This is a genomic window from Chitinophaga sp. Hz27, assembly GCF_042263525.1.
In the GTDB taxonomy this organism is placed as follows: domain Bacteria; phylum Bacteroidota; class Bacteroidia; order Chitinophagales; family Chitinophagaceae; genus Chitinophaga.
On the sequence record NZ_JBHKFJ010000002.1, the window covers coordinates 585465 to 604109 of the forward strand.

Sequence of the window (18645 nt, forward strand, 5' to 3'; positions counted from 1 at the left end):
CATTGAAAATCGCAGGTATTGGTTAATTTTGCGGCTATGAGGCAGTATGAAGATACCTATAAACAAAAAGGGTTACGCAGGCAATTAGTAGAGAGTATCCGCCAGAAAGGAATAACTGATGAGAACGTACTTGCAGCTATCGGCAATATTCCCAGGCATTTCTTTCTTGATACAGCTTTTGAATTGGCAGCCTATGAAGACAGGGCCTTTCCTATTGGTGAGGGCCAAACCATTTCACAGCCATATACTGTGGCGTATCAAACACAGCTCCTGGAAATTAAGCCTTACGAAAAAGTACTGGAAATAGGCACAGGAAGTTCTTATCAGGCCTGTGTACTCGCAGAACTGAAAGCAAATGTATTCACCATAGAAAGGCAAAAACGCCTTTTCGACCAGGTGAAAAATTTCCAGTTTAAATCCAAATATCCTAACCTCCGTTTCTTTTATGGCGACGGCTACGAAGGCCTGCCTTCTTATGCGCCATTCGATAAAGTGCTGGTCACAGCTGCGGCTCCGCAGATCCCTGAAAAACTGGTACAGCAACTTAAAATAGGTGGTAAAATGGTAATTCCTGTTGGAGGACAGGAAGTGCAACGTATGCTACGTATCACTAAGGTCAGCGACACAGAAATAGAACAGGAACTCTTTGATAACTTCTCCTTTGTGCCTATGCTGGCGGGAAAGAAATAAAAATTTGTCCAAATTACTATAAAGAGAAAGAGGAAGTTGCATAAGTAATTAATCACCTTGATATTACTTGTGCAACTTCCTCTTTCTTTTCTGCTATTATAATCTTCCTCTCTCTGGATTTGGTTTTGGTGGCTCCTCTTCCTGCTTCTCCTCTTCCTCAGTATGCTTTTTCTTCTTGAACATGTTAGGGTCCATTTTACCAAAGCGATAACGGACGTTCAGGCGAATGAAGCGTGTAGCCCGCTTGCGGTCATAGTCCTGGATGAACGTAGGTGTTTCGTAATGGGAATTATATTGCTGTGTATTCAATACATCCGAGATGTTTACGGCTATGACCAGCCTGTTGCCTTTCAGCATTTCTTTACGTATACCCAGGTCTATCCCGTTCATCGCTTTGAAAGTACCCTGCGGCTGTATACGCGGTGAACGGTAATGCCCACTCAGCTCAGTAGTAAACCGAAGGGGTAAACGAAACTGCATATTGCCACTGAGACCCAGCGTAAAGTTTTCGTTCTTAATGCTGACACTATTGATGGTGTTATATTCCAGGTTTACATTAGAGTTGAACTTCCACCATTTGGTAATCTTCCAGCTATAACTAAAATTAGCGCCCATATTCCTGGAAGTAGCCAGGTTCATAGGTTTGGTGGTAGTTACACCAGTAACGGTATCCAAAGTACTGATACGATCTATGTTGTCGTTGGTTTGCGCAAAGTAAATGCCTGTACTCAGGTAATTATTGGTTTGCGGATACCAGGCCGAATAGTTCATTTCAAATTTATGGGTCAACGCAGAGCGCAGCTCCGGATTGCCTGTGCGAATATTCTGTGGATCGCTGTTGTTGATGTATGGCAGCAGCTGATCAAAGTTAGGACGGTCTATACGTGTACTATAGTTAAATACCAGGTTCTGGTTCTGATTCGCTGGCAGATTATATTTCAGGAAAACGCTGGGGAAGATGTTGAAGAATGATCTGTCTACCTTGGAAGATTTTGTAAATGAATACCCTCTGAGGTACGACTGCTCTGCTCTTGCGCCTACCTGGTAACCTAGATTACCAATAGCGTTGGCGAAGTTAAAGTAGCCTGCATAGATATCTTCTTCATAATTATATTTATTGGAAAGGTCCAGGCTGGGAACAAAAGCAAGACTGTCCTGGTTATACAACAGGGCGAGGTAGTCGTTATCTATACTACGCATAGTGGCTTTCACGCCGGTTTCCAGCTTACCTTTCTTACCCATTGGGCTGGTATAATCTGATTGAAGGTTCCAGAATTTATTACCATTCAGGCCTGTATTCTGCTGGTTGCTATTGCGATAGGCGGTATCTGCATTGGCATGATAATAATTGCTCAGATACTGGCTGTTGTTATTGCTACCATTATCGCTGTAGCTGATATAGGCTGTCAGCTCCTGGTTTGGTTTGGCAAAAGTGCGTTTATAGCTGATGCTGGTATTATTGTTATTGTTGTGGTAATGACTGTTATTATTACGCAGGCCATAGGTGAGGAGGTTTCGTTTATCATCCAGGTTATTCAGGTTGATATTATCGAAACTGCCGCCATAGCTATAGTTGAGGCCTTGTGCTACTGTAATGGTATTGTGGTCGTCCAGGAAATAATCGAGTCCGAAGCGTCCGCCGTTGTTGCCGTTGAAGTTATTGTTGCGGCTTGTTTGTGTGAAATAGCGGGTGTTTGCGGTGTCGGCAATGAGGTTCTCCCTGCGGCTGATACCACTGCCGCTAAGGTCTTCGTATCGGCCGTTATAGTTTGCGAAGAAGTTAAAACGTTTGATACGCAGACTGGCATTGGCGCTACCGTTCAGTTGTCCGCGGCTGGCTGCGCCGGCGTTGAACATAACGTTATAGCCTATTGCTTTATCTTTTTTCAGAACGATATTGATAATACCGCCACCACCTTGGGCTTCGAACTTAGCAGAAGGGTTATTAATGACTTCCACCCGATCAATGCTTTCAGCTGGAATCATCTGCAGTGCTGTTTTAGCATCACCGAAAGGAGAGGGTTTGCCATCTACGTAAATAGTAACGCTCTTACCTCTCAAGGTAACGTTATCGTCTATATCAACATCTACACTAGGTATATTTTTCAGTATATCTGTACCAGTGCCACCTTCCGCGTTGATCATATCTCCCGCATCAAATACCTGTCTGTCTATCTGCATAGAAAAAGCAGGCTTCTCCGCTTTGATTTCAACGGTATTCAGTTCTTTACCAGCTCTGTTCAGGTGAAGGGTACCGGCAAAAGTATTTTTGCCTTCGCTTACGCGAACGGCTTTTTCAAATTTTTCATAGCCCATGAAAGTAACGCGTATAACATATACGCCTGGTGCAACATTATTGAAGCTGAAATTGCCGGTAGCGTTGGTATACATACCGGTTACGAGTGTAGAGTCGGTGCTGTTGAGTAACACTACGGACGCCATTTCCACGGGCTTTGTGGTAGTCATATCCACAATTTTCCCGGAGATTTTCAATGGCTGGGGAGTAGTCGTTTGTCCGTAAACGTTAAATAACAACAGCAGCAACACCAACAACAGTGATAAGTGTTTTCGCATGCAGGATACTAGCTTTATTCTTTTGGTTTGATCGTTTCAAAAGTACTCGCTACTATTATAAATTTCGGGGGTATGTGATGAATGGTATACAAAAAATGATAGCCGGCGTTGCGCTGTGGTAGCGCTTTGCCGGCTATTGGTTGCATCCATCATCTTTACTGATATCAGAATCCTTGCATATCGTTCATCTGATTATCGCCATTGTCGCTGCGCTTTTTCTTCTTGAAAAGATTCGAATCGAGTTTGCCGAAACGATAGCTCACATTGACTTTGAATATTCTTGACTCGCGTTTGCGAATGTAATCCTGTGCAAATGTTGGTGTTACCTGATCCAGCTCATACTGACGGGTATTGAAGATATCAGATACGCTGGCAGTTACAGACAAGGCTTTGTTTTTCAGGAAGTCTTTACGAACCGCTACATCCACCATACTGAAACCTTTAATGGTACCTTGTGCAGAAGTAGGGATCATCATCATCCCGCCGCCGCCGCCACCACGGCCTCCGCCACCGCCGCCGCCATTGCCATTGTTAGGTAGGGCAACTGTTGGCGCCTGATAAGTAGCATTAATCTGTAACGTAATATTTGCGGGCAGTTTTGTTTCTGAATTGATTTTACCCATCCAGCTGAAACCACTGTTGTTAAAGGTGTGATCACCATCTGTAACCTGGATATCAGTCTGGTAAAGGTTTACGTTAGTAGTAAGGTCCCATCCCGGAATGATCTGGTTTTTCATGGTCAGTTCCGCACCATAGGAATTGCTTCTGTTGGCGTTGGTGAACTGCGTCAGCAGGGTATCTTTACCGATCGGTGTACTGAGTGTAGTGATCAGGTTATTGGTATTACGGAAGTATACGCTTCCGAGGAAGTTAGCGTTTTTCCAGTTTTTCACATAAGAGAACTCCAGGCTGTTGGTGTATTCCGGCTTCAGGTTAGGATTACCTTCACGCTGGTTTTGCGGATCGCTGTAGTCTCTGTAAGGAATGAGCTGGAAGAAGTTCGGACGATTTACTCTTCTTGAATAATTCAATTGTAATTCCTGGTCTTTCTGCAGTTTCTGAGAAAGGAACAAGCTCGGGAAGAAGCCAGGAGTGGCTTTTGTAGGCTTGTAGGTAACGCCCTGGTTTTCGCCGGCATAGATATATTGTTCTACACGTAATCCTGCCTGGTAGCCGAAATTGCCAATGGTATTGGCGAAGTTGGCATAACCTGCATAGATCTGTTCTTTGTAGGAGTAGTTGGTAGACAATGAATCTATATGCGGGAAAGTATTGGTGATAGTATCCTGATTGAATACATCGTATTTACTGTCATAGTTTCTGAGTGTGGCTTTCGCACCAAATTCCAGTTTGCCGTTTTTACCGATTGGATTGGTATAGTCGGACTGCATGGTGATGAAAGTGGTGTGGCCATTGGTAGTATTATTCTGGCGTACAGACTGTCCTAGTGCGTTTCCTGCAGGATCTTGTGCTTGGGTGATATAGTCACCAATTCTGCTGTTATTACTTTTGTTGAAGTTGAAATCAGCGGTCAGTTCCTGATTAGGTTTAGCAAAGGCGTGGCGATAATTCAGTGCTGTGGTGTAGTTGCGGAAACTCATGGAGCTGTTGTTGAGCCTTTCGTTTCTGCTATTAAGTATTTTATCGTTGCCAGAGAAGAAGCTTTGCAGATCTTCATCTGTTTTAAAATCGCCACCACCGATGTTTTGTGAAAGGGAGATGGTATTTCTGTTGTCGATAGAGAAGTCGGCGCCGATACGTCCGAACTGGAACAGCGGTTTGCTGGTGCTGTTGGTTTGCTGGCGGAGGTAGTTGGTATCACCTTTGGTACCGAAGTTGGTACGATTGGTTGTTCCTTCGCCCCAGTTCTGGTTGGCGTTTAGATTATAGTTCGCATATACGTTCCATTTTCCCTGGCGCACAGCGATGTTACCGCCTGCATTGTATTTATTGTTGTTGCCAATACCTGCATTTACAGAGCCGTTGAAACCTGCTTTTTTATTTTTCTTCAACACGATATTGAGAATACCTGACATGCCTTCCGCATCATATTTTGCAGAAGGGTTGGTTACCAGTTCAATGCTTTCGATGGCGTCAGCAGGGATCTGGTCGAGGGTGAGTGTAGAAGGTTTACCGTCTACAAAAATATTAGGGGAGGCGTTACGTACTGTTACGTTACCGTCCAGGTCAACGTTTACGGAAGGAACGCTTTTAAGAACGTCTTGTGCAGTACCACCAACGCTGGTGAGGTTGCGGTCTACGTTGAATACTTTTTTATCGATACCCATCTGGAACGCACTTTTCTGGCCGGTTACTTCAACGCTGTTCAGCATTTTAGTGTTAGGCTGCAGTTTAATGTTGCCGAGGTCTTGTTCCAGTGTTTCTTTGGTGATGGTTACTTTTTTGATGATGGTGGTGTAGCCCATGAAATTTATACGGATCACGAGTGGGCCGAAGGGAAGATTTTCGAGGCTGAAGTCACCATTGGATTTAGTGAGCATACCAGTTACTACGGAAGAATCTTTGGCTTTGAGAACGGCTACTGAAGCGTATTCTACGGGTTTGTTGGTAGATGCGTCCAGGAGTTTTCCATAAAGATGTCCGATTTGCGGCATATTGGGTCTTTGTCCCTGAGTTCGTCCTGCTCCTTGCTGTTGAGGGGCTGTTGTTTTACTTCCTGCAGGGTTCTGCGCGAAAGAATGTACCTGCCACAACATAATACCAGCAATAATTGCATAGCATTTTTTCATCTGTGTATATAGCCAGTTTTTTATTCCGGGTTATAACAAAATTATCAGGGGTGCATTATGAATGGTTTCATATTGTGATGAGCGGAATTAATACGGGGGAATCGTGGGAAAAGGGGCGCCCAAAGGTCTTAACAGTAATTAACAGAGGTAGGAGGCCGGTAGCCGAGGATGATCTACCGGCAATTTAAATTTACTTCATATAACAGGCAAGGATAAGTGCAATGATGCCGATAATGAAGCCGGTAGCGGCTCCCAGCAGTTTGAATATATTCAGTTCTTTGCCGAGGAATTGTTTTGTACCAAGCTGTAATTGTTCATCAGAGATATTTCGGATTTTATCGCTGACGATTTTTTCCAGGTTGAGATCATTTTCCACATTATCAAGGTATTGATTGATCATAACAGGAAATAGTGTATCCAGTTCCGTTATGAGGTGGCCTTTAATTTGATTTACAGTGCTGTCGCCAATAAACATGGAGAGTACTGGCATTGCTTTAGGGAGGCGGGTGCGGAGAAATTCGTCGAGATGCTTTTCAACGACAGGAATAATACTTTTTATTTTTTCCGGATCAGTAAGTTTTTGTTTGATAACAGCGAAGGAGAATTGTTGTCCTGCGATTTTCCCTAATTGCTCAGCCAGTTGTTCGCGTCGGCGGGAGAGGCTTTTGATCAGCATTGAAACAGCGAAGCTGTTCATGAGCCAGCCCAGTACAGCGGCTATGAGGGGGAGCGTATAAATCATGTGCTAAAGTGCTTGAAATGGTTAGAACAGATGATCGGCTAATGTAGCGTTAAAAAATAATGTCGGTAAAGATAAATAGTTACGTTCAGATATAAACGAAAAAAGGCTTCCGTAAATGGAAGCCTTTTTCTTTTCGGGTGGATGAGGGGTCTCGAACCCCCGACCCTCAGAACCACAATCTGATGCTCTAACCAACTGAGCTACAACCACCGTCTGTACAACGTTTAGAACTTACGTTCGTTCTGTTGTTGGGAGTGCAAAGATAAGGGAAAGTATTTTTAATTTCCAAACAGTTATGAAATTTTTTTGCGGAATTTTTCTGGCAAAGTTTGCAAAGGAGCAACGCTCGCAAAGGACTATGTACGGATGTTTAATTTTTAGTTCTAATAATAAACGATTGTGTAGCAATTAATCTCTTTGCAAACAATTATAAAAGCAGCACCTAATCCTTAAGTACTTAACGCTTTTGCGAGAAAAATAACAAAACATAATCCTTTGCTGCTTTGCGTCTTACGCTACTTTGTGTGAAAAAAGAAAAAGCGCCGCAGGCGCATGGGATGGAAAATGTATAAACGAAAAAAAGGCTTCCGTTTGGAAGCCTTTTTTTTTCGGGTGGATGAGGGGTCTCGAACCCCCGACCCTCAGAACCACAATCTGATGCTCTAACCAACTGAGCTACAACCACCGTCTGTACAACGCTTTAGAACATGTGTCCGTTTCGTTGTTGGGAGTGCAAAGGTAAGGGAAAGTATTTTTATTTTCCAAATTGTTTTGCAAATTTTTTCTCAGGACTTTATAGATTATGGAAAAAAGCCATGTTGAATAAGGATCAGCGCGGTTTAAAAAATAGATAATAATCAATGTTAGATGCCTGATTTTTTTATTTTTCTGTGTATCTTTGTACACTTTCCCATTTCATTCCCGTTTTTATAAACTATTGAAGATCAGTTAGTTGATTTTAAAGGTGGTGTATCAGGTACCCATACAAAGTACTTATGCACTGATTTAGCCCGGAATTGTTTTCCCGAAGAGAAAAAAATGACAATTCTCTTCTTTTATCTTCAATAAACGACTACTTAGACAGGTATTTAATTTTTAATTGTATATATATTATGGATCAGCTTAAACTGAAACTACAGGAGTACTATCAACGTTACCAGCAGTTGGACCGTCGGGTAAAACCTGGAAAAGAGGAGCTCGAAAAAGAGGATGTGCTGGACATGGAAAATGATATTCTTTCACAGTTCGGATTACCCACCTCGCGGCGCTTCGTACAAATTTTACACGATTTCGTACACCACGGCCAGGTGAATGACCAACTGTTGGATTATGTAAGCCGGAAACTTAGGTCCGCAGCAAGAAAATACCTGCTGTCGCCCGTAGTATCTGATATCGAGCTGATGCAAAACGCCTATGATCAGAAAAGATCTGCCTATGACGTATTGCCTGAACTCGGTTATCCCGCTCATGAGTATGCCATCTTCCTTATCGGAGAGCTCTACTATCGCCGGAACATCCCCGCAAATGATGTCCTCGACGAACTCAAACAAATGCAGCATTATGACAGCTGGAACGACCTGACATTACTCAGCAAAATGAATAACTACACCAACAATGAACTGTATACCAAATTGAAAAAACATGGTCTGCGATTCATCGATGATTTTATTCAGAATAGCCGCCGTCAGGAAACTTCCCGATTGGTCAACAAACGCCCAACACCAGCGGAAGAAGGTTATAAACCTAACTATCGCACCATTACCAAAGTACAGGTAGAAGATATCATCTTTGATGAAAATACCTCGCCAAGCCTCTTCGGTAAAATCAGGAATGGTCGTAACTACAACAGAATTACCATCAGCCTGGAGTTTTCAGAACTCAATCAGATACTGATGAGCAGCGATGACCTGGGTGTCGAAATCAGCAATCATATCAAAAAACGCCTGGCAAATCCATCTGCAGAAAAACCAACGGTAATAGATATACGCGCAGAATTTGGAAACGTCCTTAAACTGGATAACTGCTACCTGGAAGTCTATAAACCACAACACAGAGAAGGAAATAAATGGGTAGAAGATAAAGATAACTTCTACTTCGTCGATAAAATTCTCACGAAAAAAGAATTCGAAAAAAGAACAAAAGAAGAAGAAGTCAAACATAAAATCCAGGAATGTCTGGAACTGATTGGAGGTTCTTATGTATATTATCAACGCCTGCGCAGACTAGGTATCACGGACGATGAAGCAAAACTCCGTGCTGGCCTGCAAGACGAATTACTCTTCAAATTATCATATTTCCTGAACAAGGTGAAAGAATAGTGTTATAGGTTGAAACTAAAATAAAGCGCTGGTCTCTATAAACAGAGGTCAGCGTTTTTTTATGTCAAATTGATTAAGTTTGATATCAAAAAAAATGGAAGAACTTACATTAGGCGTTGGCTCCAGAGTACAGCATGCACATTTTGGCCCAGGCGTTATCGTTGGTGTCAGGTATGCACAATACCAGGTTACCTTCATGGACCATGGCGTTAAACTAATCGATAAAACAGATCCTCTATTTGAAGTACTTGTAGCTGAAAATGTAACGGCTGAAGTAGAAACAGCCAGTGAAATGGAGACATCTTTACTGAAAATTCTACGCCTCTGGGGCGGCATTACGGAAGTAGTTCCACTGGGCGATAAATGGCGCAATGGTACCATCATATTAAAGCCGGGTGATAGTTCACTCAAACCTAAGGAACTTCCTGTTGAAACCTTCTTCCATAAAATTGTAATGCTGCGCGACAGGCTGCGTGTACTGGAGCAGAACATTAACAGCCATAAAATATTGACCGACGAAGAGAAGATCAATATGCAGCAATATATCACACGCATCTATGGCTCGCTGACCACCTTCAACGTGATGTTCCGCGATAAAGAACATTGGTTCATAGGTGAAAAAGGCGGCAGTAATGATTAAATTATTTTCCGTAGATTTTTTCTGTTAGCCACAGATAATTGTCCAGGTTATGATGTAGGAAGATATTTTTCCCATCAAAAGGAAAGCGCTCATCATAGCCTGGAACCGGATACAATATCACTGGTGTTCCTGCTGGCATATAGCCATGGCTCTTTACAAAATCAGGACGCTGATATTGTGGTAATTCCTTCTTCACTCTTTTATGCAGCATCTTTCCAAGGATGCGTTGCATACGTCTGCTGGTGCGGCGTCCAGGCCTGTCTAATCTTCCATAGATATACTTCATCGCTGATCTTGCCGGCCATTTCTGACTTTTTAGCGCTTTGTTAATATCACTGAATGGATTGATGGTCGTGAAATCCTGTGTTGTTTGTACAGAGAAAGGCGTCTCTACAACCCAGTCACGTGGGTTTACTATTCTCAATCCCCATCCATCACGTGTTAAATAATCATAGTTGTACGCAAAATTCTGATTGCCTGGCTTAGGCGCTGCACTGCTGTAAGTCTTGTACACAATATCCTTTGGCATGTTTTCCAGATAAGCGAGGTAGGAGCGTACCAGGTAAGTGATAGCACCGCCCTGACTATGTCCTGCAATAATAAATTCGTGTATGCCCTTACGGTAGTAGTCTTTCACGTGGGCTGCTATATCCGGCCCCATTGTGGCCAGGCCTATCATCCAACCGGCATGCACATACGATTGCGAATCTTCCGAGAGTTTATAATCAAATCGGGTGGAATCATTTAACTGAAGATGTCCCGTGGCAGGTATCATACCGGCATAGAAATTTTCCATCCAGGAAACGGCGGTGCCATTGGTGCCCCTGATGTGAATGATAGCAACGGAGTCATTGCGTAGCCATAGGTCCCAGCGGTTTTGTAATCCTACCACCGGAGAACGGTAGGTCATTTGGCAGTTGTCGGGCGGTGGTGCTTTTACTTTTGTCCATGGCGTATCTCCTGAGCGATGGATGATCCTGAGTAGCTGCTCATATTCAGCCGCATCAAAACCAGGCTTCAGATGTTGTGCGTGCAGGACATCTCCCGAAAAAATAAAAATCAGAAAAAATATAAACGAAATACGGTTAAACATAGAAGTTAGCTAAATATTACGGGTTGATTGATGAAGTTAAATTAAATAATCACCAATAACCACACATTCTCAAACAATTTTGAACCTCGCATTGTTGTAAAAGCATTTACCTTCCTGTTTTAAATCTTTTAACTAATGTCAAAAAGAATCGAACATGATTTCCTCGGTGAAAAGGAAATCCCACAGGATGTATACTACGGTATCCAAACATTAAGAGCGCTGGAAAACTTCCATATTACTGGCATTCCTTTGAAAGTAGAACCTGATTTCGTACAGGCGCTGGGGTATGTGAAGAAAGCTGCTGCTATGGCTAACCGCGACCTGGGCGTACTGGACAAAAACATTGCGGAATATATCATTAAAGCCAGTGATCGTGTTATCAAGGGCGAGTTTAATGATCAGTTTCTGAGTGATCTTATCCAGGGCGGTGCCGGTACATCCGTAAACATGAACGCAAACGAAGTAATTGCGAATGTTGCTTTGGAAATGATGGGACATAAGAAAGGCGAATATCAATATTGCCATCCCAACAACCATGTCAACTGTTCACAATCTACCAACGATGCTTACCCTACGGCTTTCCGCATAGCATTGATCAATAAACTGACTAACTACAAACAATCCGTTCAGCAGCTTGCAGAAGCTTTTGAAAAGAAAGGTCATGAGTTTAAAGATGTCCTGAAGATGGGGCGTACACAACTCCAGGATGCTGTGCCTATGAGCATGGGCGATGAGTTCAAGGCTTTTGCTACTAACCTGGGCGAAGAAGCGCCAAGGATCGAAGAAAGCAAAAGGCTGATCTCTGAAATCAATATGGGTGCTACCGCTATTGGTACTGGTGTAAACGCGCCTAAAGGTTATTCTGAACTGGTAACAAAATACTTGCGTGAGGTAACGGGCCTGGATCTCTCTCTGGCAGCGGATCTTATCGAGGCTACCTATGATGCAGGTGCGTACGTACAACTTTCTGGTGTGCTGAAACGTACTGCAGTGAAAGTTTCTAAAATCTGTAATGATTTAAGACTGCTTAGCTCCGGACCACGTGCAGGGCTAAACGAAATTAACCTGCCTCCGATGCAGCCAGGTTCTTCTATCATGCCTGGTAAAGTAAATCCGGTAATCCCAGAAGTTGTGAACCAAACAGCCTTCTATGTAATCGGTGCTGATCTTACAGTTACACTTGCCGCAGAAGCAGGTCAGCTGCAACTAAACGTAATGGAGCCAGTACTTGGCTTCGCACTGTTTACTTCTATCTCTTATATGACAAATGCTGTTAACACCTTGCGTGAGAAATGTGTGGTGGGCATTACTGCTAATGCCGAACATACTCGCCAGATGGTAATGAATAGCATTGGTATCGTTACACAGCTGAACCCTGTCATCGGTTATGAGAAATGTGCCGGTGTGGCAAGGGAAGCACTGGAAACTGGTAAATCTGTACATGATATTGTAGTGAAAGAGAAGAAATACATCACCCAGGAAAAATGGGATGAGATCTTCACTTTCGACAATCTTATCCGACCAAAATTTATCCAATAAAACCAAGTTGATTATGTTACGTTCTTCATTTTTCGTTTATGGCTTTATGTTAGCCTGCAGTGCGGGCATGCTTACTTCTTCGGAAGCACAGGCACAAAAGAAAAAGAATCAACGGGCAGAAACAACAAAGGCAGAAGCTATTGACAGAAGCTGGGAAAAGAATAAAAACTTACCCAACATTGTGATCTTAGCTACTGGCGGCACTATTGCCGGCGCAGGCACATCCAGTGTCAGCGCCGGTTATACAGCCGGTAAGCTGCCTATTGAAGATCTGCTCAATGCCGTTCCTGAAGCGAGGAAAGTAGCTAATCTGGAGGGAGAGCAGGTGGCCTCCGTAGGAAGCCAGGCAATGACAGACAGTGTTTGGCTGAAATTAGCTAAACGTGTAAACCAAATCTTACAGCGTGCCGATGTAGACGGGATCGTTATCACTCATGGCACGGATACACAGGGCGAAACAGCCTTCTTCCTTGATCTTACCGTTAAATCAAACAAGCCAGTAGTAGTGGTAGGTGCTATGCGTAGCGCTACTGCGATATCTGCAGATGGCCCCAAAAACTTGTATGACGCCGTGGTAATTGCTGCCAGCAAATCTTCTGAAGGCAGGGGCGTAATGGTGGCCATGAACGAAGAAATCTTCTCTGGCCGCGATGTCACCAAAACAAATACTACCAGCACCGCTACCTTCCAGGCGCCAAATACTGGCCCACTGGGATATATCTATGATGGAAAAGTAGCCTGGTACCACAATACTATTCGTAAGCATACTACGCAAACAGTGTTTGATGTAAGCAATGTAAACGAACTTCCTAAGGTAGATATCCTCTATGGATATTCTAACCCTGATCCCAACCTGGTAGACTGCCTTATGAGCGACGGCACTAAAGGTATCGTTATTGCCGGTGTAGGTAATGGTAATCTTTATCCTACCGTGGAAGCCAAAGTAAAACAAGCCACTGCCAGAGGTATAGTGGTGGTAAGAGCTTCCCGTGCTGTCAGCGGCCGTGTGACCTTAGATGGTGAAACAGATGATAAGGCGCTGGGCACCATTGTATCTGATGACCTCAACCCCGAAAAATCCCGTGTGCTGTTGCAACTGGCTTTGCTGAAAACTTCCAGTCCTGCCCAGATACAGCAATATTTCTTCGAGTATTAATTACTGGTGCGGCATAGCCGCTTTCATATCACTGTATATTCTTATTGCTATGGTCTGGATTGAGTTCGCCATCCTGTTGGGTGCTATTTTGATCGGTTCACAGATGAAGGGTATTGGATTGGGGGTGATGGGCATGGTGGGACTACTGATCTTCATTTTTGTTTTTAGAATGATGCCGGCAGATCCGCCTATCGACGTGATGTTGATCATTTTGTCGGTGGTAACCACTGCGGCTGCTTTGCAGGCGGCAGGCGGAATGGATTTCATGGTGCGGCTGGCAGAAAAGATCCTACGAAGTAAGCCTTCGCTGATCGTACTTATAGCCCCGCTAACCACGTTCGCCTTTTCTGTATTTGCTGGTACTGCGCATATCACTTATTCGTTGCTGCCTATTATCGCGGAAGTGTCCACTAAAAAAAGAATACGCCCCGAAAGAGCACTCAGCATCTCCGTAATCGCCTCTCACCTGGCGGTAACTGCCAGTCCGATATCGGCTGCTACTGCTGCATTGGTGGGTATTCTGGGTGGCGCCGTTACCTTGCCCAAAGTTGTAATGGTTGTCATTCCTGCTTCGCTCATTGGTATACTGGCCGGCGTAGTAGCATGTTGGAAAAAAGGCAAGGAACTGGACAAAGACCCGGTGTTTCTGGAGAAGATGAAAGACCCCGAATTTGCAAAGAGCATAGACGCAGAATCCAACACAGATAAAACGCCGCTGAAGGCTGGTGCTAAAACCTCTGTAATGATATTCGGCCTGGCGGTGCTGCTGATTGTGCTGGTAGGCGCGTTTCCGGGCATACTGCCTCGCTTTGAACCTAACCATCCTAATATGGCGGTGAATAGTTTGGGTAACATCAAAATGGCGGCTATGATAGAACTGATCATGCTTGGCGCTACTGCAGCGATTATGCTGGTCTGTAAAACTTCCAGTGCTGCTGTGGCAAAAGCGAGTCTGTTTACTGCCGGCGCCACTGCCGTCATCTCTGTATTTGGCGTGGTGTGGATGAGTGCCACTTTTATGCAAACCAACCAGGCACTGATAGAACATGCATTAGGCGATATGGTAAGATCTGCTCCCTGGACATTCTCCTTTGCTATATTCCTGTTAAGTATACTTTTGTTTAGCCAGGCGGCCACCACACAGGCTTTGATGCCACTTGGACTTTCCCTTGGTATTAGCCCTGCGCATTTGGTTGCCATGTATCCCGGCGCTAATGGCGATTTCGTATTACCTGGCTATCCTACACTGCTGGCAGCCATCAATTTTGACCGTACTGGTAGTACCCATATAGGCAAGTTTGTCATCAATCATAGTTTTATGATACCCGGATTGGTAGCCGTAGGCGTAACCATCGCAGCTGGGTTCTTCCTATCCAGTATTATGTTATAGGCAATCATCTTACGACCATAATCTAACTGAAATGCATACACGTTACATTCTGTTATCTGTTTTATTATTGTTGTCGTTTACTGCCATGTCGCAGCAGCAGGAATATTCAGATACGCTTCATAAGCCCTTGATATCTCTTCCCAAATCCTTTCTGCTGGATAATATAGACCTCATTGCGAATATGAGATTTGCAGAAAGAAACGAATTTGTTGACGGAAATTATACTGGTTCCAGGTTTGTGAATGAACAGTTCCGACTGGAGATAAGAGGTAAGGTAACTGATAAACTCTACTTCCGTTTCCGCGATCGTTATACACGTGATCCTGAAACGCAATCTATTGATAATATAAGCCGATCCACTGACCTGGCCTTCCTGCGTTTTGACCCCACCGATAAATGGAAGATATATGCGGGTAAGTTATGTGCAGACTGGGGTGGTTATGAGTTTGATGCTAACCCCATTGAGATTTATGAGTATTCAGATATGATTGAGTTTGCGGATAACTTCCTATCAGGCGCAGGTGTAGGTTTTCTACCAAATAAGCATCATGAGTTTACTATACAGTTGCTGAATAGTCGTACCAAAACTTTCCATGAGCTGTATGATACTATTCCAGGTATTACTGAGGCGAAGTTTCCATTTGCGGCTGTATTTAACTGGCGTGGCAGCTTCCTGGATGGTAAGCTGAATACAATCTGGTCTTACAGCTTATTTAAGGAGGCCACGCATCAGTATATGAACTACTTTGCTTTTGGTAACCAGTTGAAACTACCTAAGTTTATTTTGGAGTATGACTTCAAGTTAAGCCTGGAAAACCTGGATAGAAAGATGTTGGTATCTGGCTTTGTACATAATGGTGTGGCTGAGCAGGGCGTGCGGTATTTGAGCCACTGGCTGCGTGCAGATGGACAGATCAGCAAATTGGTGCATCTTACCTTTACAGGCTTCGTGGATTATGCTTTCTGGGATGGTAACCCAGATCCTAACGCTGATAAGAAACTACGTACCGCCTGGGGTTATGTGCCTGGTGTGGAGGTATATCCGCTGAAGAATGTGAACCTGCGTGTATATGCAAACATGGTAGGTCGCGTATACGATTATACGGAGTACGCTAAAACGCACTATGGAATGGTGAACGGTAATAATTATCGTTTTTCCATTGGTATAATGACACCATTGACGATATTATAATTAAATAGTGTATCAGATAAAAAGCAATAGGGGCACCATTGGCGCCCCTATTGCTTTTATGGAGGATTAAGTCAATAATATTAAAACTCCTGTTCCAATCTACCTACGGTACCATCATCTGCCATACCTTCTACAATTACTCTAAATTTCTTGGTAAAATCATTATTGTAGAATTCAAATTTAGCAGTATGCGTCAGGGTATCTACAGGAACATTTGCATTCCAGTAGAGTGTGAGGCGTTTATCAGGTAATGCATGTACTTCTTTTTTCACGCTATAGTCAGGTGAATAGAATTGTTTCACAACGCTGTAACCAGCTTTCTTATATAATTCGAAGCCACGAACACTAGGATCATTCACAGGTCCGGAGTCGCCACCTTTTTTGGTATAAACAGCGATGGCGCCATTTGCACCGCCCATGCCCATAAACGGAGGACGAATTACTTTGATCAACGCTACATCCGACATAGAAATAGTAGATATTTGTGAGATATCTGTCTGCATTTCGTTGAGATAAAGACCAGGAGCACCACCGCGCCAGCTAATGCTAGGGTTGTTGATGTCGCCGGTGATATTCAGTCCTGCTACTTTAGATTGCAGGTATTGGAAGACGTTGAGCGAAGTAGCCGTTTCTTTGGTCAGGTCGAAGGTCATACCATCGCCGCCAGAGAACAACCCGGTAACATAGCGTTTCTCGGTAGTTTCAGCAGGCTTTTCTTTTTTAGCGTTGACATTTACTTCTTTCAGATATACTTGCCTGTTAGCAATGGATCTGTTGACTTTATTGCTTTCAGACGCATTGGTCAGGAAGGCTTTGAGTGCGCTGTTGTCCACTGCTGGCGGCACACGCAGCGGGAATGGAATTTTTATCAGCGTAGGTTTCTCGAAGAAGTGGTTGGTGAATTTTACACTTACGTCCTTCGTTTTTCTCACGTTATCATTACCCTGGTAGTAGATGAAGGCGGTATCCGGGAATACCATGCCGGTGATATGGAATTCGCCCTTATCATCAACGGGAGCCTGTGCAAACATGCTGGAGCTATCTGCTGGTATTTTAATAATCATATCAATACGGCCGTTAGTCAACGGTCTGCCTGTACCGGAAGTAGCTTTACCGTCCATAGTGAGGCCTTGCTCGTAAGGATATTTAATTTGCGGATATTCGTTGTTAACGAGCTTTTCCCAGCTGAATCTTCTCCATCCGTTGGTCATCATCACAAGGTCGAGGGCCTGTAAAGTGGATGTAGAGTCATTTTTGAAGTACCAGGCTGGGTTATATACGAAGCCTTTAAGATCTGATGTCAGCAGGAGGTTAGAAATGATATTGCTGGCATTTTTAGTATCAACAGGTACAGCTTCTGCATCTGTTACAGCAACGGAGATGCTGGTATTGATAGTATCTGGCAGGCGCAATACAAAAGTGTTTTTGCTCCTTGGATCTCTGTGTACATCTGATTCCAGAACATCCATCTCTACTTTATCTTTTTTATTAACAAATACCAGTCTTTCTGCAACAGGCAGGCCTGATTTGGTAAAGAGGGTAATTTGTAAGATACCTGAAGGGATGCTTTGAGTAGGAATGAAACCAGAGATACGGCCTTCTCCTACATCCAGATTGGCTTTATACACCATCTGGCTATTCATTTGTGCGAGAATCAGCAGGTCGTTGAAGCTGGTATCATTGCCTGCTGCAGGAACGGCCTGATAGAAAATCCTGGCGCCTTTATTATATACTTTCAGCGTAAGTCCTTTGGACTGTGCCGCTGGCAGATTAATAGTTTTGGTTTGTCCTTTTGCACTTTTCACGGTTGCCTGGTAGGTTTCATTGGCTACAGGATTGTAATCGAACGAACCCATACCGTCGTGAATGGATTTGATTGTGGAGATTTGCTCACCTTTACTGTTTTTCACTGTACCGGTTACTTCGATAGGATAGCCATTCTGGTCGATAGCTTTGAAAGCTACTGTAGAAGGCTGGTCTATCATGGAGTTACCGCCTTCCGGGAAGAACTGTACGGCAAAGTCCTGTGCGAGCGAATCAGCTTCTGGTCCTACTTTTTTGGCAGGGTCAAAGACTTCGATTGTTTTGGTAAAGAAGAACGCCGGATCAAAGTTATTCATCCAGGCGGTATATGCGCGAATTTGGTACTGACCTGGCTTCTGTGTTTCAGGAAGATCAAAATTACCGGTAGAAAGGCCTCCGCCACTGGCGAAGAGTTTCTTTTGAACGATATTATTATTCTTGTCGAGCAGTTCTACATAAAGGTTTGTGGCCTGGGTAGAGGGAAGACCCTGGAGAGTAATATAGGCTCTGAACCAGATTGTTTCACCGGAGGCATAGTAATCCTTGTCCATATGCAGGTATACTTTTTCCTGCGGATAGCGGCTGCCAAACTGTTCCAGTGCTTTCACGATTTTGTCCGACCAATCCGTTGGGGCAGGCAGAAATGCCAAGGCGGATATCACTCCTATCAGCAGTGCTATTGGAATTTTCCATTTCATGGTTGTCAATTTGTATACAAATTACTAATTACATTTAATTGTGCTAAGGAATCTCTAAAA

At 43.7% G+C, this 18645-nt stretch carries 12 protein-coding genes and 2 tRNA genes; 7 read left to right on the plus strand and 7 right to left on the minus strand.

The window, feature by feature from the left end; all coding sequences use genetic code 11:
* Window positions 1-36: 36 nt before the first annotated feature.
* On the plus strand, window positions 37-690 hold the full coding sequence (locus ACE38W_RS06280; RefSeq protein WP_375829545.1) for a protein-L-isoaspartate(D-aspartate) O-methyltransferase: 654 nt from the start codon (window positions 37-39) through the stop codon (window positions 688-690).
* Between the two features lie 96 nt (window positions 691-786).
* Here ACE38W_RS06280 and ACE38W_RS06285 read toward each other — a convergent pair whose 3' ends face one another.
* From ACE38W_RS06285 to ACE38W_RS06305, 5 genes are all read right to left on the minus strand, one after another.
* Complete coding sequence (locus tag ACE38W_RS06285) at window positions 787-3264, minus strand: outer membrane beta-barrel protein (RefSeq protein WP_375829546.1); 2478 nt, start codon at window positions 3262-3264, stop codon at window positions 787-789.
* Between the two features lie 164 nt (window positions 3265-3428).
* Window positions 3429-6014, minus strand: a complete 2586-nt coding sequence (locus ACE38W_RS06290) for a TonB-dependent receptor domain-containing protein (RefSeq protein ID WP_375829547.1) — start codon at window positions 6012-6014, stop codon at window positions 3429-3431.
* Window positions 6015-6204: 190 nt separating this feature from the next.
* The gene (locus tag ACE38W_RS06295; RefSeq protein ID WP_375829549.1) at window positions 6205-6756 is read right to left on the minus strand and encodes a DUF445 domain-containing protein; all 552 of its coding nucleotides are present in this window, start codon (window positions 6754-6756) and stop codon (window positions 6205-6207) included.
* A gap of 136 nt (window positions 6757-6892) precedes the next feature.
* Window positions 6893-6966 (minus strand) — tRNA-His (locus ACE38W_RS06300).
* A 401-nt stretch (window positions 6967-7367) separates the two neighbouring features.
* Window positions 7368-7441: transfer RNA gene (locus tag ACE38W_RS06305), tRNA-His, on the minus strand.
* A 427-nt stretch (window positions 7442-7868) separates the two neighbouring features.
* On the opposite strand from ACE38W_RS06305, the gene ACE38W_RS06310 reads away from it, so the two are divergent.
* Both ACE38W_RS06310 and ACE38W_RS06315 read left to right on the plus strand, forming a co-directional pair.
* Window positions 7869-9074 carry a hypothetical protein gene (locus tag ACE38W_RS06310; protein ID WP_375829550.1) on the plus strand — a complete coding sequence of 402 codons (1206 nt, stop codon included), beginning with the start codon at window positions 7869-7871 and terminating at the stop codon, window positions 9072-9074.
* Window positions 9075-9168: 94 nt separating this feature from the next.
* Entirely contained in the window at window positions 9169-9714 is a 546-nt protein-coding gene (locus ACE38W_RS06315) for a hypothetical protein (protein WP_375829552.1), read from the plus strand.
* 1 nt (window position 9715) lies between these two features.
* On the opposite strand, the gene ACE38W_RS06320 is transcribed toward ACE38W_RS06315, so the two are convergent.
* The gene (locus ACE38W_RS06320; RefSeq protein ID WP_375829553.1) at window positions 9716-10807 is read right to left on the minus strand and encodes a lipase family protein; all 1092 of its coding nucleotides are present in this window, start codon (window positions 10805-10807) and stop codon (window positions 9716-9718) included.
* Between the two features lie 135 nt (window positions 10808-10942).
* Here ACE38W_RS06320 and aspA point away from each other — a divergent pair, with 135 nt between their 5' ends.
* The 4 genes from aspA to ACE38W_RS06340 are packed head-to-tail and all read left to right on the plus strand — an operon-like array spanning window position 10943 to window position 16084.
* Window positions 10943-12346 carry an aspartate ammonia-lyase gene (gene aspA / locus ACE38W_RS06325; RefSeq protein WP_375829555.1) on the plus strand — a complete coding sequence of 468 codons (1404 nt, stop codon included), beginning with the start codon at window positions 10943-10945 and terminating at the stop codon, window positions 12344-12346.
* 13 nt (window positions 12347-12359) lie between these two features.
* On the plus strand, window positions 12360-13502 hold the full coding sequence (locus ACE38W_RS06330; RefSeq protein WP_375829557.1) for a type II asparaginase: 1143 nt from the start codon (window positions 12360-12362) through the stop codon (window positions 13500-13502).
* 49 nt (window positions 13503-13551) lie between these two features.
* Entirely contained in the window at window positions 13552-14892 is a 1341-nt protein-coding gene (locus ACE38W_RS06335; RefSeq protein ID WP_375829559.1) for an anaerobic C4-dicarboxylate transporter, read from the plus strand.
* 31 nt (window positions 14893-14923) lie between these two features.
* Complete coding sequence (locus ACE38W_RS06340) at window positions 14924-16084, plus strand: porin (RefSeq protein WP_375829561.1); 1161 nt, start codon at window positions 14924-14926, stop codon at window positions 16082-16084.
* An 80-nt stretch (window positions 16085-16164) separates the two neighbouring features.
* Here the strand turns inward: ACE38W_RS06340 and ACE38W_RS06345 are convergent, their stop codons facing one another.
* The gene (locus ACE38W_RS06345; protein WP_375829562.1) at window positions 16165-18585 is read right to left on the minus strand and encodes an MG2 domain-containing protein; all 2421 of its coding nucleotides are present in this window, start codon (window positions 18583-18585) and stop codon (window positions 16165-16167) included.
* Window positions 18586-18645: the final 60 nt, after the last annotated feature.